The 26,466-nt window shown below is 48.6% G+C and carries 31 protein-coding genes, 3 tRNA genes, 2 rRNA genes and 1 pseudogene; 12 read left to right on the top strand and 25 right to left on the bottom strand.

Annotated elements, in window-relative coordinates; translation table 11 throughout:
- Positions 1–17: 17 nt before the first annotated feature.
- Positions 18–302: a co-chaperone GroES gene (gene groES, locus KNQ09_RS11445; RefSeq protein WP_023469587.1), complete on the bottom strand. Its 285-nt coding sequence runs from the start codon at positions 300–302 to the stop codon at positions 18–20.
- 220 nt (positions 303–522) lie between these two features.
- On the opposite strand from groES, the gene KNQ09_RS11450 reads away from it, so the two are divergent.
- Positions 523–1,215, top strand: a complete 693-nt coding sequence (locus tag KNQ09_RS11450) for a CPBP family intramembrane glutamic endopeptidase (protein WP_064299199.1) — start codon at positions 523–525, stop codon at positions 1,213–1,215.
- A gap of 42 nt (positions 1,216–1,257) precedes the next feature.
- The gene (locus KNQ09_RS11455; protein WP_230088481.1) at positions 1,258–1,470 is read left to right on the top strand and encodes a DUF4305 domain-containing protein; all 213 of its coding nucleotides are present in this window, start codon (positions 1,258–1,260) and stop codon (positions 1,468–1,470) included.
- Positions 1,471–1,512: 42 nt separating this feature from the next.
- On the opposite strand, the gene KNQ09_RS11460 is transcribed toward KNQ09_RS11455, so the two are convergent.
- From KNQ09_RS11460 to KNQ09_RS11475, 4 genes are all read right to left on the bottom strand, one after another.
- Entirely contained in the window at positions 1,513–1,809 is a 297-nt protein-coding gene (locus KNQ09_RS11460; RefSeq protein ID WP_023469590.1) for a DUF2089 family protein, read from the bottom strand.
- Between the two features lie 18 nt (positions 1,810–1,827).
- A complete protein-coding gene (locus KNQ09_RS11465; protein WP_214858509.1) occupies positions 1,828–2,115 on the bottom strand; it encodes a hypothetical protein in 288 nt (95 codons plus the stop codon).
- A 181-nt stretch (positions 2,116–2,296) separates the two neighbouring features.
- Complete coding sequence (locus KNQ09_RS11470) at positions 2,297–3,592, bottom strand: cation:dicarboxylate symporter family transporter (RefSeq protein ID WP_047394356.1); 1,296 nt, start codon at positions 3,590–3,592, stop codon at positions 2,297–2,299.
- A gap of 179 nt (positions 3,593–3,771) precedes the next feature.
- The gene (locus KNQ09_RS11475; protein WP_214858510.1) at positions 3,772–4,830 is read right to left on the bottom strand and encodes an NAD(P)/FAD-dependent oxidoreductase; all 1,059 of its coding nucleotides are present in this window, start codon (positions 4,828–4,830) and stop codon (positions 3,772–3,774) included.
- Positions 4,831–5,014: 184 nt separating this feature from the next.
- Between KNQ09_RS11475 and KNQ09_RS11480 the strand changes: the two genes are divergently transcribed.
- The 4 genes from KNQ09_RS11480 (at position 5,015) to KNQ09_RS11495 (ending at position 8,805) form a co-directional block, all read left to right on the top strand.
- Positions 5,015–5,806 (top strand): ABC transporter ATP-binding protein, encoded by a 792-nt coding sequence (locus KNQ09_RS11480; RefSeq protein WP_023469594.1) that lies wholly within the window; start codon positions 5,015–5,017, stop codon positions 5,804–5,806.
- A gap of 3 nt (positions 5,807–5,809) precedes the next feature.
- Complete coding sequence (locus tag KNQ09_RS11485) at positions 5,810–6,721, top strand: iron-hydroxamate ABC transporter substrate-binding protein (protein WP_214858512.1); 912 nt, start codon at positions 5,810–5,812, stop codon at positions 6,719–6,721.
- A 78-nt stretch (positions 6,722–6,799) separates the two neighbouring features.
- Complete coding sequence (locus tag KNQ09_RS11490; protein WP_055969403.1) at positions 6,800–7,801, top strand: FecCD family ABC transporter permease; 1,002 nt, start codon at positions 6,800–6,802, stop codon at positions 7,799–7,801.
- On the top strand, positions 7,798–8,805 hold the full coding sequence (locus KNQ09_RS11495; RefSeq protein ID WP_023469597.1) for a FecCD family ABC transporter permease: 1,008 nt from the start codon (positions 7,798–7,800) through the stop codon (positions 8,803–8,805). Before KNQ09_RS11490 ends, KNQ09_RS11495 begins: the two co-directional genes overlap by 4 nt.
- Positions 8,806–8,862: 57 nt before the next feature.
- Here KNQ09_RS11495 and KNQ09_RS11500 read toward each other — a convergent pair whose 3' ends face one another.
- The 9 genes from KNQ09_RS11500 to KNQ09_RS11540 form a co-directional block, all read right to left on the bottom strand.
- Positions 8,863–9,330, bottom strand: coding sequence for a hypothetical protein (locus KNQ09_RS11500; protein WP_214858513.1), 468 nt, complete (start codon positions 9,328–9,330; stop codon positions 8,863–8,865).
- On the bottom strand, positions 9,297–9,806 hold the full coding sequence (locus KNQ09_RS11505) for a hypothetical protein (RefSeq protein WP_214858515.1): 510 nt from the start codon (positions 9,804–9,806) through the stop codon (positions 9,297–9,299). Before KNQ09_RS11505 ends, KNQ09_RS11500 begins: the two co-directional genes overlap by 34 nt.
- 13 nt (positions 9,807–9,819) lie before the next feature.
- Positions 9,820–10,272 carry a hypothetical protein gene (locus tag KNQ09_RS11510; RefSeq protein WP_214858516.1) on the bottom strand — a complete coding sequence of 151 codons (453 nt, stop codon included), beginning with the start codon at positions 10,270–10,272 and terminating at the stop codon, positions 9,820–9,822.
- A 121-nt stretch (positions 10,273–10,393) separates the two neighbouring features.
- Positions 10,394–10,552, bottom strand: a complete 159-nt coding sequence (locus KNQ09_RS11515; RefSeq protein ID WP_014971497.1) for a hypothetical protein — start codon at positions 10,550–10,552, stop codon at positions 10,394–10,396.
- Between the two features lie 127 nt (positions 10,553–10,679).
- Positions 10,680–14,426, bottom strand: coding sequence for a S8 family serine peptidase (locus KNQ09_RS11520; RefSeq protein ID WP_214858517.1), 3,747 nt, complete (start codon positions 14,424–14,426; stop codon positions 10,680–10,682).
- A 224-nt stretch (positions 14,427–14,650) separates the two neighbouring features.
- Positions 14,651–14,726: transfer RNA gene (locus tag KNQ09_RS11525), tRNA-Ala, on the bottom strand.
- 105 nt (positions 14,727–14,831) lie between these two features.
- Entirely contained in the window at positions 14,832–15,611 is a 780-nt protein-coding gene (tatC, locus tag KNQ09_RS11530; protein ID WP_029342824.1) for a twin-arginine translocase subunit TatC, read from the bottom strand.
- Between the two features lie 7 nt (positions 15,612–15,618).
- A complete protein-coding gene (locus tag KNQ09_RS11535) occupies positions 15,619–15,816 on the bottom strand; it encodes a twin-arginine translocase TatA/TatE family subunit (RefSeq protein WP_029342825.1) in 198 nt (65 codons plus the stop codon).
- Positions 15,816–16,475, bottom strand: a complete 660-nt coding sequence (locus KNQ09_RS11540; RefSeq protein WP_023469604.1) for a redox-sensing transcriptional repressor Rex — start codon at positions 16,473–16,475, stop codon at positions 15,816–15,818. Before KNQ09_RS11540 ends, KNQ09_RS11535 begins: the two co-directional genes overlap by 1 nt.
- Positions 16,476–16,642: 167 nt before the next feature.
- On the opposite strand from KNQ09_RS11540, the gene KNQ09_RS11545 reads away from it, so the two are divergent.
- Both KNQ09_RS11545 and KNQ09_RS11550 read left to right on the top strand, forming a co-directional pair.
- Entirely contained in the window at positions 16,643–18,544 is a 1,902-nt protein-coding gene (locus KNQ09_RS11545) for an ATP-binding cassette domain-containing protein (protein WP_029342826.1), read from the top strand.
- Complete coding sequence (locus KNQ09_RS11550; protein WP_167507594.1) at positions 18,526–18,966, top strand: hypothetical protein; 441 nt, start codon at positions 18,526–18,528, stop codon at positions 18,964–18,966. Before KNQ09_RS11545 ends, KNQ09_RS11550 begins: the two co-directional genes overlap by 19 nt.
- 131 nt (positions 18,967–19,097) lie before the next feature.
- On the opposite strand, the gene KNQ09_RS11555 is transcribed toward KNQ09_RS11550, so the two are convergent.
- Positions 19,098–19,691, bottom strand: coding sequence for a flavin reductase family protein (locus tag KNQ09_RS11555; RefSeq protein WP_064299192.1), 594 nt, complete (start codon positions 19,689–19,691; stop codon positions 19,098–19,100).
- Between the two features lie 19 nt (positions 19,692–19,710).
- Complete coding sequence (locus KNQ09_RS11560; RefSeq protein ID WP_023469608.1) at positions 19,711–20,109, bottom strand: DoxX family protein; 399 nt, start codon at positions 20,107–20,109, stop codon at positions 19,711–19,713.
- A gap of 183 nt (positions 20,110–20,292) precedes the next feature.
- Between KNQ09_RS11560 and KNQ09_RS11565 the strand changes: the two genes are divergently transcribed.
- The 3 genes from KNQ09_RS11565 to KNQ09_RS11575 all read left to right on the top strand — a co-directional run bounded on the left by KNQ09_RS11565 (position 20,293) and on the right by KNQ09_RS11575 (position 21,902).
- The gene (locus KNQ09_RS11565; protein ID WP_023469609.1) at positions 20,293–20,613 is read left to right on the top strand and encodes a winged helix-turn-helix transcriptional regulator; all 321 of its coding nucleotides are present in this window, start codon (positions 20,293–20,295) and stop codon (positions 20,611–20,613) included.
- A 105-nt stretch (positions 20,614–20,718) separates the two neighbouring features.
- The gene (locus tag KNQ09_RS11570; RefSeq protein WP_214858518.1) at positions 20,719–21,174 is read left to right on the top strand and encodes a flavodoxin; all 456 of its coding nucleotides are present in this window, start codon (positions 20,719–20,721) and stop codon (positions 21,172–21,174) included.
- A gap of 68 nt (positions 21,175–21,242) precedes the next feature.
- Positions 21,243–21,902 carry a haloacid dehalogenase type II gene (locus KNQ09_RS11575; protein WP_214858520.1) on the top strand — a complete coding sequence of 220 codons (660 nt, stop codon included), beginning with the start codon at positions 21,243–21,245 and terminating at the stop codon, positions 21,900–21,902.
- A 47-nt stretch (positions 21,903–21,949) separates the two neighbouring features.
- Here KNQ09_RS11575 and KNQ09_RS11580 read toward each other — a convergent pair whose 3' ends face one another.
- From KNQ09_RS11580 to KNQ09_RS11610, 7 genes are all read right to left on the bottom strand, one after another.
- Positions 21,950–22,519, bottom strand: coding sequence for a hypothetical protein (locus tag KNQ09_RS11580; protein ID WP_058704191.1), 570 nt, complete (start codon positions 22,517–22,519; stop codon positions 21,950–21,952).
- 28 nt (positions 22,520–22,547) lie between these two features.
- Positions 22,548–23,555 (bottom strand): tRNA (adenosine(37)-N6)-threonylcarbamoyltransferase complex transferase subunit TsaD, encoded by a 1,008-nt coding sequence (gene tsaD, locus KNQ09_RS11585; RefSeq protein WP_214858521.1) that lies wholly within the window; start codon positions 23,553–23,555, stop codon positions 22,548–22,550.
- Complete coding sequence (rimI, locus tag KNQ09_RS11590) at positions 23,552–24,007, bottom strand: ribosomal protein S18-alanine N-acetyltransferase (RefSeq protein WP_023469614.1); 456 nt, start codon at positions 24,005–24,007, stop codon at positions 23,552–23,554. Before rimI ends, tsaD begins: the two co-directional genes overlap by 4 nt.
- Positions 24,000–24,653: a tRNA (adenosine(37)-N6)-threonylcarbamoyltransferase complex dimerization subunit type 1 TsaB gene (gene tsaB / locus KNQ09_RS11595; RefSeq protein WP_214858522.1), complete on the bottom strand. Its 654-nt coding sequence runs from the start codon at positions 24,651–24,653 to the stop codon at positions 24,000–24,002. Before tsaB ends, rimI begins: the two co-directional genes overlap by 8 nt.
- A complete protein-coding gene (gene tsaE, locus KNQ09_RS11600) occupies positions 24,650–25,099 on the bottom strand; it encodes a tRNA (adenosine(37)-N6)-threonylcarbamoyltransferase complex ATPase subunit type 1 TsaE (protein ID WP_214858524.1) in 450 nt (149 codons plus the stop codon). The genes tsaB and tsaE overlap by 4 nt, the downstream gene beginning before the upstream one ends.
- A 119-nt stretch (positions 25,100–25,218) precedes the next feature.
- A tRNA-Met gene (locus tag KNQ09_RS11605) sits at positions 25,219–25,295 on the bottom strand.
- Between the two features lie 34 nt (positions 25,296–25,329).
- Positions 25,330–25,406: transfer RNA gene (locus tag KNQ09_RS11610), tRNA-Met, on the bottom strand.
- A 129-nt stretch (positions 25,407–25,535) separates the two neighbouring features.
- Here KNQ09_RS11610 and KNQ09_RS11615 point away from each other — a divergent pair.
- A pseudogene (locus KNQ09_RS11615) lies at positions 25,536–26,007 on the top strand (NUDIX hydrolase).
- Positions 26,008–26,131: 124 nt separating this feature from the next.
- Here KNQ09_RS11615 and rrf read toward each other — a convergent pair.
- Positions 26,132–26,247 (bottom strand): 5S ribosomal RNA (rrf, locus tag KNQ09_RS11620).
- A 46-nt stretch (positions 26,248–26,293) separates the two neighbouring features.
- Positions 26,294–26,466 (bottom strand): 23S ribosomal RNA (locus KNQ09_RS11625); the annotation flags it as partial.

The following is a 26,466-nucleotide window of genomic DNA, read 5'->3' on the forward strand; positions in this document are numbered from 1 at the left end:
TTAGATGATTAACTGAATTACTCGGCTACTGCCAAAATATCGCTTTCGCGTAAAATTAAGTATTCATTGCCGTCGACTTTGACTTCTGAACCGGCATATTGTGCATAGATGACGTGATCTCCGACACTCACTTCAAGTGGTACACGTACGCCTTGCTCTGTCACACGGCCTGTACCGACAGCGACGACTTTACCCTCTTGTGGTTTTTCTTTCGCTGACCCAGGAAGAACGATTCCTCCGAGTGTTGTTTCTTCTTTTTTAACGACTTCGATCACGATGCGATCACCAAGTGGTTTTAACATGCGAAACATCCTCCTTGAAAATGACTGTTTTTTAGCACTCACTTTCGTTGAGTGCTAACATATTTTTATCTTATACGCTTTCTCTTCTGAATTCAAGCCTGAACCTTTATCCGTTTTCCCGAAATCGACACCTTTGAATCATCGTCAATCGTGCGCCAAGACCGTTTGTTTGTTACAATCGGGACAGTACCTTCATTACAAAGGAGTTGTGTCCTGTACGATGAAAAATCCAATCAGTCTGCCTTTCGTGATGGCGGAGAAGTGGCAAAAGCGTCACGTCATCCCGATCATCATCTATCTGATCGTCCAATTGGTTCCGGGTTCGTTCCAGTATTTCCTTCCGAAAAACGTCATTGCTGACGTCGCCGGTTGGTGGCTTGCGATTGGCTTCACGGTCGCCGTCATCGTCTCCTACTACTGCCTGCGTCCCGATTGGCAGAAGTGGAAGGCAGAGGGACGTCAAACCGATCCGATGGATACGTTGAAATGGATCGGAATCGGGATCGTGCTCTTGTATGCGCTCTTGATCGGTGTCAACTTGATCGATGCCTGGATGGCAGGTGGGATCGAGAATGTCGCGAAATCGCAAAATACGGATCAGATCATCCAAGCGATCCAAGTCATCCCACTCCTGCAAGTCATGGTCGTCCTGCTCGGACCGATCATGGAAGAGTTCTTGTTCCGGCATATCATGTTCGGCAATCTCTCCTCGAAGCTCGGTTTCTTCTTCAGCTTCATCTTGACGGGTGCCTTGTTCGGACTGATTCACCAAGACAACAAATTTTTAATCTATGTCGCGATGAGTTTTGTCTTCTCGCTCGTCTTCGTCAAGACGCGCCGGATCATTGCTCCGATCGCCATCCATGTCTTTAACAACGGAATCGTCGTACTCGCCATCTACGCGATGTCTTAATTTACGAAAGGTCGTGTTTTCATGCGTCAAAGCTCGAACTTCATGGCAGTGTTCTATGCCATATTCGGTATTCTCTTCATGTTCCTCGCCTACAACAACTCGGTCGAAGCAGGAACGGTCTTTAACTTCTGGACGATCCTGCTGACGTTGTTCGCTGCGATCGACTTCTACCGTCTCTACTTGATCTTCCGCTTCCGCGCAGCAGCAAAGAAGATGATCAAGAAGGAACAGGACAAAAAGAACGACAAGCAATAAAAAAAACGAGATTTCCGTCAGGCGGAAATCTCGTTTTTTGGTTTATTCTTTCGCTTGACCCTTGCGGTAGGAATCGATGATCGTCTTCGCCACATCGAGACTCAACCGTTCATCTAAGACCAAGTTCTTGATCATATTGACGAATTCGACATCTTCCTGCTGCACCGAATCAATCCGCTCGATCAACTGGTTCAACTTCGCCCGGACGGTCGGATAGGATACTTGATAGGCCGTTGCCATATCCTTTAATGAACCAGAGCTCAAGACGAACTTGCGGATGAACTCGAGATGCTCCTGTTCGAGTGCCAGTACCCAAGCGGGCACGTCTTGTCGTTCCATCGTGTTCCCTCACTTCTCTTACAAATCTTGAATCTCCATTCGTTCTTTTTCACGCTTTAGTTGCTTGCGGCGCGAGTCGACACCCATCTCAGCCATTGAGATCATCAAACATATACCGGCAAATGTTCCCATCCGAATCACCGATTTTCGATCCGCTGAGTGTGGTCCTGTTCCGAAATACCAGTAAATTCCGATCCCAATTATGATGGCTGGAATGATGAGGCTCCAGACTCTTCCTCGCCGTGCTAAGTAAAATTGTACGATACAGACTGTGACAATACCAATGACGATTCCTACCGTTTCCATCCTATCGCCTCTCCCCTATGATTATATCAATAATATTAACTTTATAATTAATAATATTCAACATAATTTTAACTATAATCAAAAATAAAGGATTTTATTTAAAAACAATCGACTTTAATCTATTTTCAAGGACGAAAAAAAGAAGGACTGACGATTCAGTCCTTCCTTATATTTACGATAGTCACGCACTGCGGACGTCGTCTTTTTTACCTTCTGTCGACATGAAGGTCTCGAGTTGGTCTTCGTCAAGGACACCTTCCCACTTCGCGATGACGAGTGAAGCGAGCGTGTTTCCTGTGACGTTGACGACCGAGCGCATCATATCCATGATTCGGTCAATCCCCGCGATGAAGGCAAGTCCTTCTGCCGGGATACCAACCGTACCGAGTGTCGCGAGCAAAACAACGAAGGAGACGCCAGGAACGGCAGCCATCCCTTTTGATGTCAGCATTAAGACGAAGACAAGCGTCAGCTGTGTTCCGATCGAGAGATCAATCCCGTACATCTGTGCGATGAACAAGGCTGCGAGCGCTTGATAAAGCGCAGATCCATCAAGGTTAAACGAATAACCCGTCGGTACGACGAAGCTAACGATTGATTTCGGAACACCCATCTTCTCGAGTTTTTCCATGATCCGTGGTAGTACCGTCTCAGACGACGCCGTCGAATACGTCAGCAATAACTCGTCCTTGAAGATGCGCGTGAAATCAGAAACGCGAATCCCAACCCATTTCATGATGGCACCGAAGACGATCACCATGAAGAGAAGCGCTGTGACGTATAACGTCGCAATCAGTTTAAACAATGAACCGAGCGATTCAATCCCGAACGTCGAGACCGTGACACCGATCAAGGCGAAGACACCGATCGGCGCGAATTTCATGACGATATTGACGAGATTGAACATCGCTGCTGCGACGCCTTCAAAGAAACGAACGACCGGTTGGCCCTTCTCTCCTGCAAAACCGACACCGAGTCCGAATAAGACCGAGAAGAAAATGATTGCAAGCATGTCACCGCGGACCATCGCGTCCAAGATATTCGTCGGGACGATGTTGACGATCTTGTCGACGAGTCCTGCGTCTTGTGTCGTCTCTTCCGTTTCGACATACGTCGAGATATCCGTTTTATCGAGTGTCGACATGTTGATACCAGCACCCGGTTCAACGAGATTGGCTGCGAACAGCCCCGTGAAGATCGCGATCATCGTCACGATCGTGAAGTAACCGAGCGTCTTGACGCCGAGACGTCCGAGACTTTTCGGACTACCGACTGATGAGACACCGAGAACGATCGTCGTGAAGACAATCGGAACGACGATCATTTTCATCATCCGAATAAAGATGTCACCGATTGGCTTAAGCCACTCCGCGACATGAGGATTCCCATAAAATACACCACCGACTGTGATCCCGAGAATCAAGCCGATTAAAATTTGCCAGGCAAGGCCAATTGGCTTACGTTTCGTAGTTGTCATACCCTTCCTCCTTATACATCCGTCTTACTTGTATCCTACATGTAGTGGAACATAAGTAGAATTTTGTCCTAAATACAGTACGTTGTCAAATCGTTCTGTTATAGTACAAAAATGAAATTCATACAAAAAAACGTCCAAAATCCGCTTGTTTCCAAGCATTTTGGACGTTTAAACATTATTCAAGATTGTTGATTGACGCGTTCCTCAATCAACGCCCGATTGCGTTTTTTGAAGACTTCGTTGTGTGACGAGACCATCGCCACTTTTGACGCTTCCGGTTCGATGAAGCGTTTCGCCCGGTTGACAGCGTTCGCTGCATCTTGGAAGGCACCTGAGATCAAGCGAACCTTCCCGTCGTGTGAAAGAATATCTCCGGCAGCATATAGACCCGGTACACTCGACTCGCTCGCCGCGTTCCCTGCGATATAGAAGTCATCGACCCGTGCGATATCGAGATCACACGCGTCAAGCAGTGCTGCATCCTGTTCATACCCATGATTGATGATGACTTCATCAATTGGAATCTCGACGATTTCGTCTGTTTGACAGTCGATCAATTCGACTGATGCAATTCGTTGATGATCAGGACTTGCGATCAGCTTGTGAATCGTCGTGTTGAGGAGACAGACAGCAGAACTTTTGACGAGCTGGTCGACTTGCGCCTCGTGCCCCGAGAAACAATCCCGGCGATACGTGACGTAGACTTTTTTTGCGACCGGTTCGAGCTCGTTCGCCCAGTCGATCGCAGAGTTCCCACCACCTGAGACGATGACGGTCTTTCCTTTAAAGCGTTCAATCGATTTGACCGTATAGTTCAAGTTCGACACTTCAAAGCGTTCCGCACCTTCGACTTTTAATTTTTGTGGATTGAGGATGCCGCCGCCTACCGCGACGATGACCGTCTTCGAATAATGGATCCGACCCGATTCTGCTTCTAAGACGAAGTTGCCGAAGACGTCTTTTGCGATCGAGATGATCTTTTCATTCAATTGAACAGTCGGTTGGAACGTCAGTCCTTGTTCGACGAGTTGAGCCATGAGTTTTTCACCAGTGATCGGTGGCTGTCCGCCGACGTCCCAGATCATCTTTTCCGGATAAACGTGCAATTTTCCTCCGAGTTCTGCTTGATACTCGATCAATTTCGTCTTCATGCCCCGAAGACCACTATAGAACGTCGAATATAACCCTGCAGGTCCTCCGCCGATGATCGTTACGTCGAACAACTCCTGTTCCCTCATCTCACTCACTCCTCGTCTTTGATTACGATTGATTATCATTCTCACTCCCTCATGATAACGTGAACATCTCTTGAACACAAGAAAAAATGTTGACAGCGTTTTTACAGGACTGGTATGGTTAATGAGACGATAGTGATAATCATTATCATTGAAAACGGAGAGAACAACGAAGGAGTCGTCGCGTATGGTACGTCTAGCAACAGAAGAAATCAATATCGGCTACGGTGATCGTCCCATCGTCAAAGACTTGTCCGTCCAAATTCCCGATCGACAAATCACGACAATCATTGGGGCGAACGGATGTGGCAAATCGACTTTATTGAAAGCGATGACACGGATCATTCCTCATCAATCAGGACGTGCATTGCTCGATGGTCTCGATATCGCCAAGGAAAGCACGAAGCTACTTGCCCGGAAAATGGCTATTCTGCCACAAACTCCAGAGAGCGCAAGTGGTCTGACGGTCGCAGAGCTCGTCTCATACGGTCGTTTCCCGTACCAAAAAGGATTCGGACGCTTGACGAAGCACGATTACGAGATCATCGATTGGGCACTCGAAGCAACGGATACGATGGCATTCAAACACCGTCCGGTCGATGCGCTGTCGGGTGGTCAACGTCAACGGGTCTGGATTGCAATGGCACTCGCCCAAGAGACAGATATCATCTTCCTCGATGAACCGACGACTTATCTTGATCTCGCCCACCAACTCGAGGTGCTCGAACTGCTCGAGCATCTCAACCGGACCGAAGGACGGACGATCGTCATGGTCCTGCATGATTTGAATCAAGCGGCAAGGTTCGCCGACTATATCATCGCCATGAAAAACGGCGAAGTCGTCAAAGCCGGAACGTGTGAGGAAGTCATCGCAAAAGACGTCTTACAAGAAGTATTCCATATCGATGCTGAAATCGGACGTGATCCGCGGACGAACAAGCCGATGTGTATCACCTACAACTTAATCAAGGGAGATTGAATCATGAAGAAACTACTTTTACCGGTTCTACTCATTCTCACGCTCGTCATCGCAGCGTGTGGCAATACGGAGAAAAAAGACGACGCAGCGTCTGGGTCGAAAAACGAGACGATTACGTACAAATCGGAGAACGGTGACATCAAAGTTCCGGCTAATCCAAAACGTGTCGTCGTCCTCGCTGGTTTTGCCGGCAACGTCATGGCACTCGACGTTCCTGTCGTTGGTGTCGACTCGTGGTCAAAAGCGAATCCGAAGTTCGACAAGCTCAAAGATGTCACGGAAGTATCGGAAGAGAACGTTGAAAAAATCATCGAACTCGAACCCGATTTGATCATCGGCTACTCAACAACGAAAAACCTCGATAAAATTAAAAAAATTGCTCCGACAGTCACGTACACATACGGAAAAGTCGACTACTTGACGCAACACATCGAAATCGGTAAATTGCTCAACAAAGAGCAAGAAGCACGCGACTGGGTCAAAGACTTCAAAACACGCGCTGCTGCTGCCGGTAAAGACATCAAAGCAAAAATCGGTGAAAATGCTACTGTTTCTGTCATCGAAAGCTTCGATAAACAACTCTACGTCTTCGGCGATAACTGGGGTCGTGGAACAGAGATTCTCTATCAGGAAATGAAATTGAAAATGCCGGATAAAGTCACGAAGATGGCATTAAAAGACGGATACTACGCGTTGTCACCAGAAGTCCTTCCTGAATACGCAGGCGACTACCTCGTCTTCAGTAAGAGTGCGGAAGCGGACAACTCATTCACGAAAACGGATACGTTCAAGAACATTCCAGCCGTCAAAAACGATCGTGTCTTCGAAGTCGATTCGAAGGAGTTCTACTTCAACGATCCGCTCACACTCGAACGTCAACTCGAGTTCTTCAAGAAAAGTTTCCTTGGCGCATAATGAAAAAGGGAGGGAACCTGCGGGATCCCTCCCTTTTTTTGTGGCTCACTCACTGAATCAGAAATGGAGGCGACATTCATGTCAGCTGGTCGAATTCCGTTCGGCATTAAAATCACACTCGGTCTCGTCCTCTTTTTCGGGATGTTCTGGATCGCAATGACGTTCGGTGCCGCCGATACGACGACGCGCGAAGTCTGGAACGCTTTGACGTTCGGACCGTTGAATGAAAAAGCAAAAATCGTCCAGGAAATCCGCTTGCCGCGGGAACTGGCAGCAATACTTGTTGGAGCGGCACTCGGTGTCTCAGGTGCCATCATGCAGGCCATGACACGCAATCCCCTCGCCGATCCTGGTCTACTCGGTCTGACAGCGGGTGCAAATGCGGCACTCGCACTCGTCATCGTCCTGTTCCCGAAAATTGACTACTTCGGGATCATGATCGCGTGTTTCGTCGGAGCAGCACTCGGGGCAGCACTTGTCTTTGGAATCGGCGCTTCGAAAAAAGGCGGCTTCTCTCCGCTCCGGATCGTCCTTGCCGGTTCCGCGATCTCAGCGTTTCTGTACGCGATTGCGGAAGGCATCGGGATCTACTTCAAGATTGCCCAAGATGTCTCACAATGGACGTCCGGGGGACTCGTCGGGTCGACCTGGGGACAACTGCAAGTCATCGCGCCGGTCATCGCAATTGGAATTGTGATTGCGTTCATTTTCTCGCGGCAATTGACGATTCTCAGTCTATCGGAAGAAGTCGCGCTCGGACTCGGACAGAACATCCAGCGGATCAAAGCGGTCCTCTACGTCGTCGTCATCCTGCTTGCTGGCGCTGCCGTAGCACTCGTCGGTAACATGGCATTCATCGGACTGATGATTCCGCATATCGTCCGCGCGATCGTCGGGACGGACTATCGGTTCATCCTGCCGATGACCGCGATTTTTGGTGCGACGTTCATGTTGCTTGCCGATACGATCGGGCGGACGCTGTACGCACCCTATGAAACGCCAGTCATCGCAATCGTCTCGATGCTCGGGCTACCATTCTTCCTCTTAATCGTTCGGAAAGGAGGGCGTGCTTTCTCATGATGGAATCTCGTTTACGCCGTCGCCAGCAACTGACGTTTTGGACGTTACTGGCACTATTGATCGCAACACTCGTCGTCAGCATCGGTCTTGGACCTGCTTCTCTCTCGTACGATCGTTTACTGCCGACGTTACTTGGAAACGGATCGTTCAAAGAGGAGTTCGTCCTCTATTCGCTCCGCTTACCCCGACTGCTCATCACCGTCATGGCAGGAATGGCGCTCGCCTTATCCGGTGCAATCTTACAAGGCATCACCCGCAATGAACTCGCTGATCCTGGTATCATCGGCATCAATACGGGAGCTGGCGTCGCCGTCGCCTTGTTCTTCCTGTACTTCCCAACCGATGTCGGGTCATTCATCTATCTGTTACCGATCGCTGCCTTCTTCGGTGCACTCGTCACCGCGACAGCAATCTACCTGTTCTCGTACGACCGTGTACAAGGACTCCAACCGATCCGCTTGATCTTAACGGGTGTCGGCTTCTCGATGGCACTGTCCGGAATCATGGTCATCCTGATTTCATCGACGCGTCGTGAAAAGGTCGACTTCATCGCCAAATGGCTTGCCGGTAACATCTGGGGAACAGACTGGATCTTCGTCTACTCACTCTTACCGTGGTTACTCGTCTTGATTCCGCTCACGTTCTATAAAGCGAATAAGCTCAATCTGCTTGCCTTGAATGAACCGGTCGCAATCGGTGTTGGCGTCGCGATTGAAAAAGAACGGATCCAACTCTTGTTGACAGCCGTCGCGCTTGCCGCTGCTGCCGTCTCTGTCACCGGTGGGATTTCCTTCATCGGTCTGATGGCGCCACATATCGCCCGCGCGCTCGTTGGACCACGGCATCAGTTCTTTCTGCCGATTGCCCTCTTACTCGGCGGCTGGTTGCTTGCGTTCGCTGATACGATCGGGCGCAACATCGCGGGACCAGACGGGGTACCGGCTGGGATCGTCGTCGCCTTGATTGGAGCACCGTACTTCATTTATCTACTGTTGAAGAAATAATCAAAAGATCCGCATCAATCAGCTTCTTTTTCGCTGATTGATGCGGATCTTTTGATTTTATCGTTTCCACCACGCACGTTCGATTTCCCCCATCGAGACGTACGCGGGATCGATTTGTTTAGCCAACCGGTTTAGTCGAGTGACGCTAAGACCAACTCCACCGCTCCAGACAAGTAAGAGAACGAATAAATAACCGGGAGCATTTGGAAGCGACAGCATGACGAAGGCGATCAACCATGCTACGACATAACCGATGATCGTCAGGCGAGCGACCCTTTGAACAGTCTGTCGATAGATAGTTGGTGTTAAATACGACTTCATGAGTCGTAGCCGGACGATTTCCCGAACGACTCCAATCGCGCAAAGACAAAAGAATATGACCTGACTAAAGACGGATGCAATCGCCGGCACAAACCAAGCGGGTATCGCAAAAATCAGTCCAGGAATTAAAAAGACATAGGTGACGATACGCACCGGTCGTTTCATTACATTCAGACGTGCTTGTCGCTCGAATAAGTGTTCCATTTTGATGTTCCTTTCTGTCTGACGAAGCGGGCTACTTCTCCGTCACTGATATAGTCCGGATCACGCGCTCCGTCGCGTCGGATGATCCATTCGCTGATGAAATAGAGCGGTGTTAAAATCGCAAAAATTGCCACAAGCATCTGCCAGAACGGTCCCTCGATCGTCTGGGTGATGACGATCGTCAAGATCGCGTACAGTAGAACGTGACTACCAATGCGTAGTAAAAATTGGCGACGGACCTGCGCTTTTGAGATGTATCCGTCTAAAATTTTTCGTTTTTTTAGTTGGTAGCGAAAATCGGAGCCGAGAAAAAGGGCTGGAATCGTCAAAATCAACAAGGGGATATCGGTCCACTCGATCAGGATACCAACTGTTATGAATAAGAGCACATTCCAGTACCAACGTGTGCCGAGCCACTCGACATCCCGGTACGCGAGCGCAAGTTTTTGTAGACGTTCTTCACGAGCTGTTTGCATAGCCTCTTCTCCTTTAGCGCGCTTTGTGAATTTCTTTTTCCGTGATATACGTTGGATCAATCTTTCGTGAGACGAACTCTAACGTTTTTCGACAGATCCAGTAGAACGGAATGACGACGATGACGAGACCGATCAAGAAAGATGTATTCGGGCGATCGACTGCCCAAACGATCAGACCAGCGAGTGCTCCGTATTGTAAGATACCGATCAAGACATGCACCTGATAAAGCCGTCTTGCAGAAGTCTCTGATGTATATTCCGCAACAAGCGCGAACCGCTTGCGTTGTACGAACATGTCGTAGCCAAAATACAATAACGGGACGATCATCGCGTAGATTGGTTTCTCGAGTGTGTTACTGAGCGCTAAGAATGCCGCAAGCATGACCCACATGCCGGTCTGTGTCTTTTGGTGCATCTCTTCGTACAGCTCCGCCAAGGCATCCGTTTGTGTATGTACATGTTCCATGATCATCCACCTCTCTATACTGTCATATACTTACATTTTACTAGATCGGTTTCATCTGTAGTACGATTTTCGAAAAAAAAAAGACGTCCTACCGCTTAGGGTAAGACATCTTCCATGAAGACTACGCACTGACCTGAATGATCAGATAGATGACGCTATAGGCAACGATCGCGAGCGGTATCATCGCGACACCGATCAGCCAGCCGTTTTTGTCGCGGATACCGAGATATAAGACGAGACACCCTACAATGAAGGCGATTAAGGTCGTGAACGGATTCATGGTTGTTCCCCCTCTGACTTGTTTCTGTTCTTAAAATTCCCCCTCTTCTCATCTCATAAACCCTTCAAGGCGCTTCGGCACGCAAGAAAAGCCAGACGGATTTCCGCCTGGCTTCATCTTTTGTTCCTTATTTTTTCGTGATGACGACTGTTTTCGTAACAACGTGTCCACCGAGGTCCTTCAGTTTCAAGTTGTACGTGTTTTTCCCCTTCTTGAGCGTCACTTTTTTCGTGATTGTCTTTTTGAAGGCTTTCATCTCGTACGGCTCTTTGAACGTCCGGCGGTATTCCGCGCTACCGTTGAAGTCAAAGCGTAATTCGCTGTAGTTATCGCGAAGAACGATCTTCATCTCAGCTGTTTTTGTTTTGCTTGAAACGGTTTTTGGTGCTGTGACGCGAATCGTCGGTAATTCTGTGTCGATGATGACTTGACGACTGAACGCCACACGGTTTCCTTTACCATCGTACGCTTCGACCTTGAATGACTTGACGCCATCCGTCGTGTACGTCACGTCGTGGCTGAACGCATAGTTTTGTTGAGCCGCATCGAAGCGAAGTTTGACAGATTTACCATTGATTTTGAACGATTTGATGCCTGATTCATCAGAGACGTGACCTGCGATGTTGATGACTTTTGATGTCGCAAGACCAAGTGCGACTGGTGTATCGATTTGAACGTTCGGTACCGCTTTATCGACACCTGTCGTGTTGACGTCTTTTTTCACACTGTTTCCTGCATAATCCTTCACGACGAAGGCAATCTTCGCGCGCTCTGGAAGATCCGTCAACGTGTACGCTTTTTCTGTTGCAGCAAGCGGTTGTTTCAAGACACTCTTACCATTGACGAGAATATCGTATGACGCGACACCTGTTCCTTGGTCACCTGCTGTCCAAGAGAGCGTTGATTTTGACGCATCCCATTTCACGGTTGCGGCTGGTTTTTTCGTATCGACATAGACTGGGAAGAGGTTCGACTGCCATTTTGCATTCGGATAATCGATCACGGATTTGACTTTGTAGTAGTAAAGACCATCCTTGACCGGTTTCCCGTTGATCGTTCCGTCCCAAGCAGCGCTTGTGACTGGTGTGTATCCGTCCTCTGAACCGCTATCATAGTAGTTCTTGACGACGTCCGTTTGCGTATCGAGCTTCTGAAGCGTTGCTTTGTTCCGGTCAAGAATCGAGTACTCGACTTTTTTCGCATTACGGAGGAACGAGATGATCGGGAATGCTTCATCTGCGCTACCATCGTTGTTTGGTGAGAACGAGACTTTGTTCGCGACGACATCGCCCGCAGCATTCGCACCGAGGAATTCGAAGTTATCCTTCACTTCTGTCGCTAGACCTGTCAAACCGTAGAACGTGTTGTCTTCATCGTATAATGGTGCGTCTAGAATCGGAGCTTGATCCCATTTTCCTTTGAAGCCAACGTAAGGAACCGTCAATTCTGGATTCTTACTCTTCGTATCGATCAGACGGACGAATCCTTCGACGAAGTAGCCGTTCTCAAAGACTTGTTCGAGCGGAAGTTCGTTTGCCCAGTCCGTTGTATCCTTCAGATCGACCGATACACTGACTTTCGTTGAGCTCTTCGGATTAATCGAGACCGAACTTGCTTTCTTCGAGCCAACTGCGAATGAGATCGGATATGTGCCTTTGTTTGCATCCACCGTACCGATCGTTCCCTTTTTAAAGATGCCGTTTGCTTCGAGGAAGTTTGATCCTTCTGCACCGAGATCTGATTGAACCGTTCCGGCTAACTTATATGTCACTTTTTCACTGCTGTAGTTTTTCAAATCAAGTGTGAACGTGAACTTCTCGCCGACTTCCTTCAAGGATGCCTTACCTTCACCTGACTTCGTCTCTGTGACGACGACTGGTGTCTTCATGGCAGCACGAAGATCCATCAATCCAGCTCCCTCACGACGTGGGGAGTAGAAGTTGCCTGTTTTTAGCTGCGCATTGTATTTTCCTTGATCGAGTTGTGGACGCGACGTGTTCATCAAGATGTTCTTCGCGAGTTTGACGCGTGTCGCACCGTCGACTTTGAAGTCCTTCGCGATCCGTTGCATGACGAGTGCCGTTCCACCAGCGACGTGTGGTGCCGCCATCGATGTCCCACTCATGACGCCATACTCGTTATCGTTGAGCGTCGAGTAGATTTTTCCACCTGGTGCCGTGATTTCTGGTTTGAAGTCAAGGCTTGGTGTGACACCCCATGACGTGAAGTCAGACATTTGTCCTGCGACCGGGTTATCGGCTGAGACTGCTTTTCCGTCGAACGTGACAGCGATTGCCTTGCCCTCTTTTGCTTTTGCTTCAAGATCGTTTCCGTCTGCGATGCTGAGTGTGACGAGTGGAATCGTCGGATTGTTGAGCGCCATGCTGACGTAATCCCCATGATCGACTCGACCGCGGACGATGACACCTGCTGCCCCTTGCTTCTCAGCTTCTGCTTGGATCATACCGTAGTTGAAACCACCGTTACGCACGACGAAGACGACTTTCCCTTTGACGTCTTTGCCTTCGTAGTTCGAAGCTTGACCGTCACCGACATAGACGACATCCTTCTTCTCTTTATCGAAGACAGCAATCGGATTCGGTGAATCTTGTTTTTGGTATGCCAAATAACCAGCATCCTGACCGTCGATTGTCAGCGCCATGCCTTCGAGTGTCAATTTCGTATTTTCGAGTGATGCGACTTGGAGTGCTTGGCTCGTTAAACCTGGTGCACCGACGACACCGATATCCGGGTTCGCTGTGTACGGATTACCTGCACCATGACCTGCGAATGCCGAGTTACCAGCAGAAATCGCACACAAGATACCGTTGTTCATCGCGTTGACGATTGCGCGTTGTTCTGGATCATCTGCATTGACGAACGATGCCGTCGATCCGAGACTCATGTTGATGACATCGGCTCCGAGTGCAATCGCATCATCGATCGCTTTAATGTAGATATCGCTGAATGTCGATGGCATTCCTGGATCGTTTCCGAAGACTTTCATCGCGAGGAGTTGTGTTTCCGGAGCGACCCCTTTGATACCACCGTTTGCTTCATCGCCGTTTGCTCCGACCGTACCCGCGACGTGCATCCCGTGCATCGATGCGCCCGCACCTAAATCACGGATTTCGCTATCGTGATCGGCATAGTTATAGCCGTACGGTACTTTTTCCGTGAAGTACTTTCCTTTTAAGCCTTTTGTTTCTTTCGCACTATCGACTTTCGAAGAAGTCAAATCAATCTTCGTCTCTGGGCTCAAGACCATGTCCTTATGCGATGGATCGATTCCCGTATCGATGACGGCAACGATTGTTCCTTCCCCTTTAAAACCATAGTCCTGCCATGTTTCCTTCGCATTGACCATGTCCTTGCTGTACAGCATGTCTGGCTTGGCACCTTTAGCAACTTCTGGACGCGCGTATTCATGGGCGATATGTACGCTCTTGACTCCGCTCAGTTGTTTAATGTCTTCGATGTCGCCGAACTTGACTTCACCACTGAATCCGTTGATGACGGTTGTGAAGCTTTCCTTATATGTAACGGGAATCGCCTTTTTAGCGATGGCTGACTTGACTGATTTTTGGACGTTGACGAGACGATCTTTGATCGACTCTTTTTCGGCATTGCTCAATGTGCTATACCGTTTGTTTTGAGCCTGGGCGATTTGAATCGCCGGTTTCTCCTCCATCTCGATGACGACACGGACTTTATCCGATTGTTTGTAGTTCTTCTCTTGCCCCGATTTCTTCAAAGAGAGCGCTTGCGGTTTTTGACCCGTTGCTTTGTCTTGCGACGACAGTGCACCTTGCGCACTGACTAGATTGGAAGACGTCATTAAGACGGCTGCCATAAGTGCAATCTTCTTCTTCATGCGTTCGTTTTCCCCTTTTCTGTAAAACCATAGTAGTACTACTGATAAAACAGTTAAACGAAAATTCTGTATATTTAGTTTAATGAATTTAATGGAAATAAACAATTTATATTTGCCTATTTTTTTAATTTATTTGTTTTACATGACATTTTATATTTTTAAGGAATTAAACTGGGAGTAAAATAAAAACTCCTCGAAGCCTCGAGGAGTTAGATGTTTGGTATTGGTGGAGACTATCGGGATCGAACCGACGACCTTTTGGCTGCCAGCCAAACGCTCTCCCAGCTGAGCTAAGCCCCCATGAATTATCTTTAGTATACGTATCACTAACTGCTTTATCAATATAAAAATAACGCTTTCATAAAAAAGAATTCCTTCCAAAAATCGTCGGAAGGAATTCACGATTCATTTATTCAATTCACGCATCAAATCCGCCTGTCGTTCAAGCTCTGCCTGTTGCTCGAGGATCAAGACTTTTTTGTACGTTCGCGCAGAAATCAAGATGCTGATCTCATAGAGAACGAACAATGGCACCGAGATCATCAAGTGTGACGTCACGTCCGGCGGTGCGATCAATGCCGCAACGACGAACAGCGCAAAGTACGCATATTTCCGATTCTTTCGCATGAAATATGGCGTCACGAGACCCAGACGTGTCAGGAACATCGTCACGACCGGCAATTGGAAAAGAAGACCGAACGGCATCGTCAACCGGATTAAGAAACTGAAGTAGTTCTCCACTCCGATGACTTGTTCGATTCCGAGCTCTTTCCCGAGATCCGTTGAGACTTCAAGCAAGAAGGGAAGCAACCAGAAATACGAGAAGGCTACGCCAGCCAAAAACAGAAAGAAGATGACCGGAATATACGTCAATGTCGCTTTTTGCTCCTTGTCATAAAGTCCTGGTCGGACGAATGCCCAGAGTTGATACATCCAGAACGGTGACGCTAAAATCAGCGCAATAATGAACGCAAGATTCAAATACAACATTAAAGGATCGGCGACGTTGAAGGCATTCAAACCGATACCGAGCTCTTTTAAGTCTGCTTGCAAGAAGCGGACGAGCGGTCGGACGAGCGGAAATGCGACAGCGAACAGGACGACGACGATGATAAGCGACCAGACGATCCGCTTTCGGAGTTCGTCAAGGTGCGACGTCATGCTTTGCTCTTGATCAACCGTCATGATTCAATCACTTCTCTTTCGGTTCGTCCTTTTTATCGTCGTCCATGATGCCGTTCGTGGCATTCTTGAACTCTTTCAATGTCTGACCAGCAGCACGTCCGAATTCTGGTAACTTCTTCGGTCCAAAGATGATCAACGCGACGACCGCGATTAATCCGATGCTCGCAGGTCCGATACCTAGTGTGAGCGGAATAAGGTTTTCCATTATGATTTCACTCCTTCAGCTGATTGCGAATAATGCTTCATGAAATAAACTAACGACTGCAACTCGATCGATAAATCAATGTGATGGACCCGGACGCTCGCTGGCACGTTCAACCGCGCTGGCGTAAAGTTCAGGATGCCTGTCACACCATACTCGACTAACTCATCCGCTACTGACTGCGCGAACTGGGATGGAACCGTCAAGATGGCAACATCGACCTGATTCGCTTCGATTTGTTCTTTCATGTCCGAAACATGATAGATTGGAACGTCATGCGTCGTTGTTCCGACCTTCTCTTCGTCCGCATCAAACGCAACGACTATCCGAGTACTATTATTCTTTAAAAAGTTATAATTTGCAAACGCTGTTCCGAGATGACCGACCCCGATTAAGGCAACATTCGTCACCTCATCTTGATTCAAGGTTTTGCGGAAAAACGTTAAGAGATGTTGAACGTTATATCCATACCCCTTCTTCCCTAATGCCCCAAAGTAGGAAAAATCGCGACGAATCGTTGCTGAATCAACCTTCACCGCCTCGCTTAACTCAGCAGAAGAGACGCGGAGCTTGCCTGAATTGTATAAACTTTGGATGAAGCGATAATATAGCGGCAACCGTTTTGCTGTCGCTTGTGGAATTTTTGTGTCTGGTCCATTCATCCTGCAGTTCCCCCTTCGGCCACATCCATCGTGGCACCCAAATCTTTGCAAAAAGCTTTCTACTCTCCTTGATTGTAAACCACTTCACATAGAGTCACAAATAATATATTCCGCAGGACCTCGCGCTTTTGTTCGTGATAGACTAAAAGGTGGAAGGATGGATGGAAATGATACTCTTACAAGTCAACCAACTCTCGAAATCATTCGGCGTCGAGCCGATTTTAGAAAATATCAAATTGGAAGTACAAGAGCGCGATCGGATTGCGCTCGTCGGACGAAACGGTGCCGGTAAATCGACCTTGCTCAAAATCATTGCTGGCGAACTCAGTCATGACTCGGGCGACATCATGAAAGGCAAGGATGTCAAAATCGGTTATCTCGCGCAAGACAGTGGTCTCGAATCGAACGAGACGATCTGGAACGAGATGCTGACCGTCTTTGAACATCTCCAAGAACAAGAACGGACATTGCGCCGGATGGAAATCGAAATGGGCATGGAGCATATCTTGAACGACCCGGTCGCTTACGATCGTCTCTTGAAGACATACGATCAAGCGCAACACGACTTCTCAGAAGCGGGTGGTTATCAGTTCGAAGCAAATATCCGCTCCGTTTTGCACGGCATGCGCTTTTATCCGGATGATTACTCGCGCCGGATTCAGACATTATCCGGTGGTCAACGGACACGGCTTGCCTTAGCAAAGATGCTCCTGCAAGCACCAGAGCTCCTCATTCTCGATGAGCCGACCAACCACCTCGATATCGATACGCTCGCGTGGCTCGAAAGTTACCTCGGTGGTTATCGTGGTGCCGTCCTGATCGTCTCGCACGACCGGTACTTCCTCGACCAAGTCGTCAATGTCGTCTACGAACTGTCGCGCAATGTCTGTCGTAAGTTCACGGGGAACTATACGAAGTACTTGGAGCAAAAAGCGGCCTTGTACGATCAGGAAATGAAGCAGTTTGAACAGCAGCAAGAAGAAATCGCGAAGATGCAGGACTTCATTCAACGGAACATCGCCCGGGCGACGACGACAAAACGTGCCCAAAGTGTCCGGAAACGGCTCGAAAAGGTCGACCGACTCGATCGTCCAGATGGAGATGAGCGTAGCACGGTCCTGTCCTTCCCGATTGAAAAACAGAGCGGGAATGACGTTCTTCAAGTCAATCAACTGGCGATCGGTTACGAAGAAGCTGTCTCAAAAGACATCACCTTCCGCTTGCAACGCGGTGAATCGCTGGCACTCGTCGGACCAAATGGAATCGGAAAGTCGACGCTTCTAAAAGTCCTCGTCGGTCGCTTACGCCCCCTCTTCGGTGATTTCCGTTTCGGAACCGGCGTCTCGATCGGCTATTACGATCAAGAGCAGGCGGAACTCAATGATCGGAACCGTGTCATCGATGAGATTTGGAACGAATGGCCACTGATGCGTGAACAAGAAGTCCGGTCTGTCCTCGGGCAATTCTTGTTTAGCGGTGACGATGTCTTCAAGATCGTCCATGAGTTATCCGGTGGTGAACGCGGACGTCTCGCGCTCGCGAAACTGAAACTCCGGAAGACGAACGTCCTCGTCCTCGATGAGCCGACGAACCACTTGGATCTGGATTCGAAGATGGTCCTTGAAAACGCGCTCGTCGACTACGAAGGTACGCTGCTATTCGTCTCCCACGACCGTTACTTCATTGACCGGATCGCGACCCGCGTCATCGAGATGAGTGAAGCCGGCGTGACGGAATACCTCGGTGATTATTCGTACTACACGGAGAAGAAGGCGGAGCAAGAAGAGATTGCGCGTCTTGAAGCCGAGGAAGCAAAAGCCGCAAAGGTCACGGCGTCGAAGACGATCGACAAGGAAGCACAGAAAGAAGAACGCAAGCGCCGTCAGCAGATCGAGCAACTCGAACAAGACATCGAGCGGCTCGAACAGCGTTCGGCAGAAATTGAACAATTACTCTGTGAACCGGAAGTCTTCAATGATATTCCAAAAGCGACAGCTCTTTCAGCAGAACGTGACCAAATTGATGTCGATCTACTCGAATTGATGGAACGATGGGAGAACCAACACTGATGCGGACGAAAAGCTTTTTCATTAACTTGATTCAAGGACTGCTATCCGGCATCCTTTATTTCGTACCGATGTATGCGGACTACGTGTCGACCTTCATCCGGCCGGATGCTTTTAATGCCGCGCTTCCTTTGTTCCTCCTGATTTCTTGTATGATCGGTCTCGTCATCCAGACATGGAGCGGTCTTTTCGTCAGTTTACTCTCGGGATTATGCTGTACGCTCCTGACGACACAGCTATTCGTCGAACTCAATGACCCGTTGATCCTATCGTATTACGGTAGTGTCTCACCGCTCACCGCTTTCTTGATCAGCTGTGTCGGCATTTGGGCACTCGCAATCGTCTTTTATTTGCTCGATGGCTATCAGTACAGTAAACGTCATGGTCTTGAAGCCTCTTCAAACGAAATCGATCCGCAACCTTGAAGTCCGATCGATGAATCAGATGAACGACATGAGAAAAAGGAGTGGAGATTCCGGTAGCTAGACCGGTCTCTCCACTCCTTTTCGTTTGAATCAAAACGAATCGTACGATGAATCAAGCATTCACGCTTCTATCATTTTGTCGGTCGGGCAATCGTAAACGTCTTCCCGATCGTCGCATAATCATTCCCTGCTAAACGAGCGACAGCCTTCAAGCCTGCTGCGTCAATCCGGAACGAATCGACGAGTTCATCCGCGACGTGATAACGCAGTACTTCCCCAATCAGAAGATCGGCACCTTCTAGCTCGACGTGTTGCGTCAAGCGCATCTCGAAGCGGATTTTCGCTTCCGCGATTCCGGGTACTTCGATCGCGTCACTATCGACGAGCGTCAAATCCGTCCGCTCAAGCTCACTTTCACCGTAAGCAAGTGGCGCTGCTGTCTCATTGACTGCGTCGACGATCTCTTCGCTGACGATATGGATGACATAACTTTGTTTCGCCAAGATGTTACGTGCCGTATCCTTCTGCCCCTGATCCGTCCGTTGTACGGCGATCACCAGTTGCGGCGGACTGCTTGAAGCGACCGTAAAGAAGGAAAACGGTGCGGCGTTGACCGTCCCGTCTTCTCCTTGCGTTGTCACGAAAGCAATCGGACGCGGAATGATGCTTCCGATCAGTAATTTATAATTGTCTTTTGCGCTAAGCGTTGATGCCTCGAACTTCATGAATGACCCACCTTTTTCTTCACCCGATGAGTGCAGCGAGTGAATAGTCTCCAGCACCGATCATCGCTACACCAAGCGCGATGACGATCAATGCCATGTTGTATTCGTACCCGTTCTGCGTCACCCAGTAACCATTCGCACCGTGTACTTTAACGATCGCGACAAGCATCGATCCGATGATGAGGAGTGCTGCGATCCAGAGGAATACGCCTCCTGCAAACAACAAGCCGCCGATCAATTCAGCAAGACCTGCTGTAATCGCGAGTGCCTTCCCTGGCTTCATGCCGATTGATTCGAACCAACCGCCTGTTCCAGCGATTCCGTGTCCGCCGAACCAACCAAATAATTTTTGTGTCCCGTGTGCAGCGAACGTTAAGCCGATGATTAAACGAATAATTAAAAGTCCTGTATCCATCATTTCTCTCTTCTCCTTTTACCTAATGTATTTTAGTTACTTTAAGTAACTCAATAAACAGACTATATCTTATCACTTACTAAAAGTAAATAGATTTGTTTTAGTTCTTTTTGTTACATTAAGTAAAATGATTCGATTTTTTTAGCAGAAGCGGGTATACTACAACTATAGAAAGGATGAGTGCTGATGGAAGAAGTCGCAATCCAACCGGCTCTTTGTCCCAAAGTCGAACATGCCTTTGAAATCTTAGGTAAGAAATGGACGGGTCTGATCTTACGTCACTTGTTGACGAAGACATGTCGTTTCAATGAGATTCAAGATGCCATTCCCGAATTATCAGGTCGTATGCTCACGGAACGTATGAAGGAGCTCGAAGCGGAAGGCATCGTCATCCGGACTGTCATTCCCGATCGTCCGATTAAGATTCAATACAGTTTGACCGACAAAGGGCGCCAACTCGAACCGGTCATTCGTTCCATTGAGGAATGGGCCGAACTACAAGACTAATGTATAGAAAAGCATCTTCTTCGGAAGGTGCTTTTTTATATGTCCTTTAACATTGATAATCATTATCAATTAAAGTAGAGAAGTACAGTGAAAGGAGGAAGATACATGCATATCGCGATTGGATTCGTCAGCATGTCCGGTAATACGGAAGATATCGTCTCGCTCATTCAACATGAACTCGAGCAACACGATGTCACCGTGACAATCACGGAACTAGATCAATTCGTCGGGGAGGATCTATCACGTTTTGATGGTCTATTACTCGGCTCATATACATGGGGAGACGGTGATTTACCGTATGAAGCAGAAGATTTTGTCGAGGAGCTCCGGGAACAATCCTTACAAGGGATACCGGCGGCGGCTTTTGGTTCGGGGGATCTTGATTATCCGAAGTACTGCGCAGCCGTTGATTTGATCGAAGACGCATTAAAAGAAGCTGGGGCGACCATCGTCACGGATGGCATGAAGATCGAATTTGATCCGAACACCCCGGAGAAACAGGCCGCTTGCCGCGCATTCGTGCAAACGTTTCATCGCTTTTTACAACAGGTTCATTCTTGAGTGTCGTTTGAATCCGTACTGTAAGGGAATCGTTAAAACAGACTCTATGAAAGTGAGATGAATGTTTTATGACGATTCAAGCACTCGTCTTTGACGTCTACGGTACATTATTCGATGTCCATTCCGTCAAAGAACAAGCCGAAGAACTTTACCCGGGTCACGGAGAGGCAATCAGTAAACGCTGGCGGGAGAAACAACTGGAGTACTCTTTCCTCCGACAATTGAACGGACAGTATGCGCCGTTCAGCCAAGTGACACAAGATGCCCTCCGCTATACGTTACTCGAACTGAAGCTCCATGTGACCGAGGAACAAATCACGACCTTAATGGAGACGTACTTGACGCTTGATGTATATCCTGAAGTCAGCTCCGTTCTCGAGACGATGGCGGACAAGCGTCTGGTCGTCTTCTCGAATGGTTCCCATGATATGCTCGATCCGCTCATTGAGCAGTCAGGCTTAGCCGATCGGTTCGAACATCTCGTCAGTGTCGATGATATCAAGCAGTATAAGCCAGCACCTGCATCCTATATGCATGCCTTAAACACGCTCGGTCTAAAACGCGAGGAGATCCTCTTCATGTCCTCGAACGGTTGGGATATCACCGGGGCGAAGAGTTTCGGCTTCAAAACGGCATGGATCAATCGAAATGGACTTCCGGTTGAGGAATTGAATCTCGATCCCGATCGCATCTATGATGACTTGACGGGTATCACTGAATGGCAATGAACGAACAACAGCGGACTCCTATTTAGGAATCCGCTGTTTTCATGGATTTAGTAATTAGACAAACGTGAGTAACCCTTCTTGAATAGATCGAGTTTCAGACCGCCTTCTTTTTCGATGAAGAAGAGGTATTCGTTTTGATCCGTATCCTTATAGAAGACCTTAAATAACGTCAACGTCCGTTTTTTATTGTTCTCGACAGCCGTCACCTCATGCTTTGAGATGACCTCGGCTTGGACTTGTTCTGCATCCATCTTTTGAATCATTGGTTCGAATGACTTCTTTTCTTGATCCGTCACTGGTGTTCCGGAAGCAATCATGAAATAATCATCACTCGCCTTGTTCGTTAAACCATACTTCCGATCGACGATGACGACGTTACTGAGCTTACCATTGACTGTCTGATCAAAAGCATATAACTTTTGAATCCGGGTCTTTTCCCCTTCTGCTCGTCCGATTTCGTAAAGTGGACGTTGTTTCGTATTCGTCTCGACCGCTTTTTTATCGGGTACGAGTTCTTCCTTATAGGCGACTTGGTATGCGTTGACGATTTCTCGGATCTGAAGTCCGATCGCGACGATGACCAGTACCGCTAACAATGCGATGATGACTTTTTTCATTCCATTTCCCCCAAGTTGTTCGGATTCCTTACTTTAAATCTAGCCCAGGTTCTGCGTTCATGGCAAGTGTCGAATAGCGTAACGCGCGATACGGATGAATCGCAGCCGCTCCGATCATCGCTGCATTGTCTCCACACAGGTGCATCGGCGGAATGACGAGATCGATTCCTTCCTTCGCACACGCTGCTTCGAGACCTTGGCGTAATCCTTTGTTGGCAGCGACGCCACCAGCAAGCAGTAATTGACGTCCCCCTTTATCCTTCACGGCACGGACCGCCTTCGTCACGAGTACCTCGACGACGCTCGCTTGGAAACTCGCAGCTAAATCTTCCGGGATGATCGTTTCTCCCCGTTGTTCGGCGTTATGAACGGCATTGATGACTGCTGACTTCAAACCGCTGAAGCTAAAGTCATACGAATCCTTTTCGAGCCAGACACGTGGAAAATGGAACGTATCCTGACCCGTCTGTGCCAACTGGTCGATTCGTGGACCACCCGGGTACGGCAATTTCAACGTCCGAGCAACTTTATCATAGGCTTCTCCCGCTGCATCATCCCGCGTTTCACCGATGACTTCATATACACCGTCTTCCGGCATGTAGATCAGTTCCGTATGCCCCCCTGATGCGATCAAACAGACGAGCGGGAACTCAAGCTCTTGCACGAGTCGATTCGCATAGATATGACCTGCGATGTGATGGACACCAATCAATGGTTTATCGTGCGCAAAGGCGAGTGCCTTCGCTGCGCTGACACCAACGAGTAATGCTCCGACAAGTCCAGGTCCTTCCGTGACGGCGATCGCATCGATATCGTCCATCGTGACGTTCGCTTCCGTCAAGGCGTCATCAATGACGTATGTGATCCGTTCGACGTGATGCCGTGAAGCCACTTCAGGCACGACGCCACCGAATCGTTTATGACTTTCGATTTGAGACGAGACGACGTTCGATAAGACGTCGGTTCCTCCACGGACGACGGCAGCCGCCGTTTCGTCGCAACTCGATTCGATTGCTAGAATCAATGGTTGTGTCATAGGTCTTCTCCCTCCAGCTCCAGCCAGTAGATGGCAGCATCTTCATTGTTATCTTGATAATATCGTTTTCGGACACCAACATACTGAAATCCGAGTTTTTCATATAAAGTCCGCGCTGGTGTGTTCGAGACACGTACTTCGAGCGTCATCGCCCGCAAATCAAGCGCACGACCGACGGCGATCAATGCCGTTAGCAGATCTTCTCCGAGTCCTTGTCCGCGATGCGACTGCTTGACGGCAATATTCGTAATATGTCCTTCATCCGCAATATGCCACAGACCAGCAAACCCGACGATACCATCTTGATCGGCAACGACATAATAGGCATTCGGATTTTGTGTCATTTCCGCTTCGAAGGCATCTAGCGTCCACGGTGTCGCAAACGATTCGAGTTCAACCGCATGAACACCTGCAGCGTCCTGTACGGTCATCCGACGAATGCCCTTACTCATGACGCTGTGCCTCGATCCATTTCGCCTCTGCTTCAGCTAGACGCAGGTATCGTGGTTCGAACGCGTGCGCTTCGACCGTCTGGCGTGTTGCACCGAGTAAAGCGAGTACGCCGGCACGTGGCGTCCGGAAAGCAGGAGCCGCCTTTTCAAATGGCTGAAGGATCTCTTCGAACGCATCGACGTCTCCTGTGACGAGCGTATCTGGCGGTAACGTCTTCACAAAAGAAGATATCTCGACATGCTGTTCTTCACCAATTCGTTTCCCGGCGTCGTACACTCCGACAAACCCTGCTCCACGCCGCGCATCTTGAATTGCTGCGACACGTCCCGTATGACCTGTCGAAGCCGCCATCAGTTCAAGTGTCGAGATGGCAACAAGCTCGATGCCCAGTGTATAAGCGAGTGTCTTCGCTGTCGTCGCTCCAATCCGTAATCCGGTATAAGAACCAGGACCGTCAGCAACGACGACACGTGTCAGTTGAGCCGGTGTCCATTTTGCTTCCACCATCAAGCGCTCAAGCAACGGCATGAGTTTCGTCGCATGATTCAAAGACGTGACGTAAGAAGCTTCTGCTACAATCTGTTTCCCGTCTGAAAGAGCGACCGATAATTGTTTCGTCGATGTATCAATAGCTACGATTTTCATGATTTCAATCCCTCACATAATATAATGTATCGTTCTCCGATCGGCGTCAGCTCAAAACGACGGCTATCATCACCCGTTCGTGTGATCGTGATTGCCAATCGTTCAGGTGGAAGACTCTCCGCAATCAATTCAGACCACTCGACGACGGCGACGCCTTCACCGTTCAAATATTCTTCAAGTCCGATATCATCACCGGAACCTTCCAAGCGATAGACATCCATGTGATAAAGAGGAAGACGTCCCGTATAGACTTTCATGATCGTAAAGGTAGGGCTGTTGACATGACGCGTCACACCTAACCCTTTCGCAAAGCTTTGCGTAAAGGTCGTTTTCCCAGCACCTAAATCCCCATCGAGCGTAATGACCATTCCCGCTTCAGCACGTCGTCCGAGTTCAAGGGCCAAGGCAGTCGTTTCTTCCAAGCTGTTCATTTCCAGTTCTATCATACGATGTCTCCTCCTTTAATACGTACTGTTCGTCCTTCTCTATTGTACCGAACGAAAAAGGCAAAAAAAAATACGAAACGCTGAACGTTTCGTAGTAAAGTTGAAGTTAAGTTTAAAATTGGTTGCGGGGGCCGGATTTGAACCGACGACCTTTGGGTTATGAGCCCAACGAGCTACCAGACTGCTCCACCCCGCGACGATAAACGTTTCGGATTTGATTATTTAAAAATTGGTTGCGGGGGCCGGATTTGAACCGACGACCTTTGGGTTATGAGCCCAACGAGCTACCAGACTGCTCCACCCCGCGATGATATAACGTTTCGACAGATATTAATATAACATGCGTCTTTTAAATTGGCAAGTCTTTTTGCCTTATTTCTTTTTACTAACTGTCATAATGAATATTCTTCTATACTGATACGAAAGGAGTGAGCAGATGGGATACTTATTAAATTTACGAAAGATCGTAGGCAACCGACCGTTGATCAGCGTGGGGGCCGACCGTACTCGTCATGAATTCACAACATGAACTGCTATTTCAATATCGTTCGGATACACACAGTTGGGGACTCCCCGGTGGTTCGATGGAACCAGGTGAGACACTTGAAGAAGTTGCGATGCGCGAGTTGCAGGAAGAAACCGGACTTCAAGCACGCAGCGTTCAGCTGCTAGACGTCTTCTCGGGTCCTGATTACTTCTTCCGTTATCCAAATGGCGATCAAACCTACAGTGTGATCCATCTCTTTCAAGCAAAAGACGTATCGGGTACCTTACAAATGACGGACGGAGAGAGTCTCGACTTACAGTATTTCTCCCTGAATCAATTACCAACACCTCTTGAAGCACGTGCTGCAGCGCTCTTACGCCAAGTCACGCCTCGTCTTCTTAGCACAATCCCTTCTTTTTAATCTAGATGCTTCGCTTAAACTGACGTGATGGCGGATTGACGCCCATTCGTCAGTTTTTTTATTTCTTTCTTATCTAAAAGGATTACACAAAAAGACCGACCTGCAATCTGCAGATCGGTCAAGTGCCTGGCAACGTCCTATCCTCACAGGGGGAAGCCCCCAACTACTTTCGGCGTTCAAGTGCTTAACTTCCGTGTTCGGCATGGGAACGGGTGTGACCACTTGGCTATCGTCACCAGACGACGGGCTCGCGCCCTCAAAACTGAAGTCATCAACAAGCATCTGCTAGAACAAGGCCTCGACCGATTAGTATCACTCAGCTCCACATGTCGCCATGCTTCCACCCGTGACCTATCTACCTCATCGTCTCTGAGGGGTCTTTCTTGATTACTCAAAGGGAAATCTCATCTTGGAGGGGGCTTCATGCTTAGATGCTTTCAGCATTTATCCCGTCCGCAC

This window comes from Exiguobacterium sp. s191 (assembly GCF_018618955.1).
Taxonomy (GTDB): domain Bacteria; phylum Bacillota; class Bacilli; order Exiguobacteriales; family Exiguobacteriaceae; genus Exiguobacterium_A; species Exiguobacterium_A abrahamii.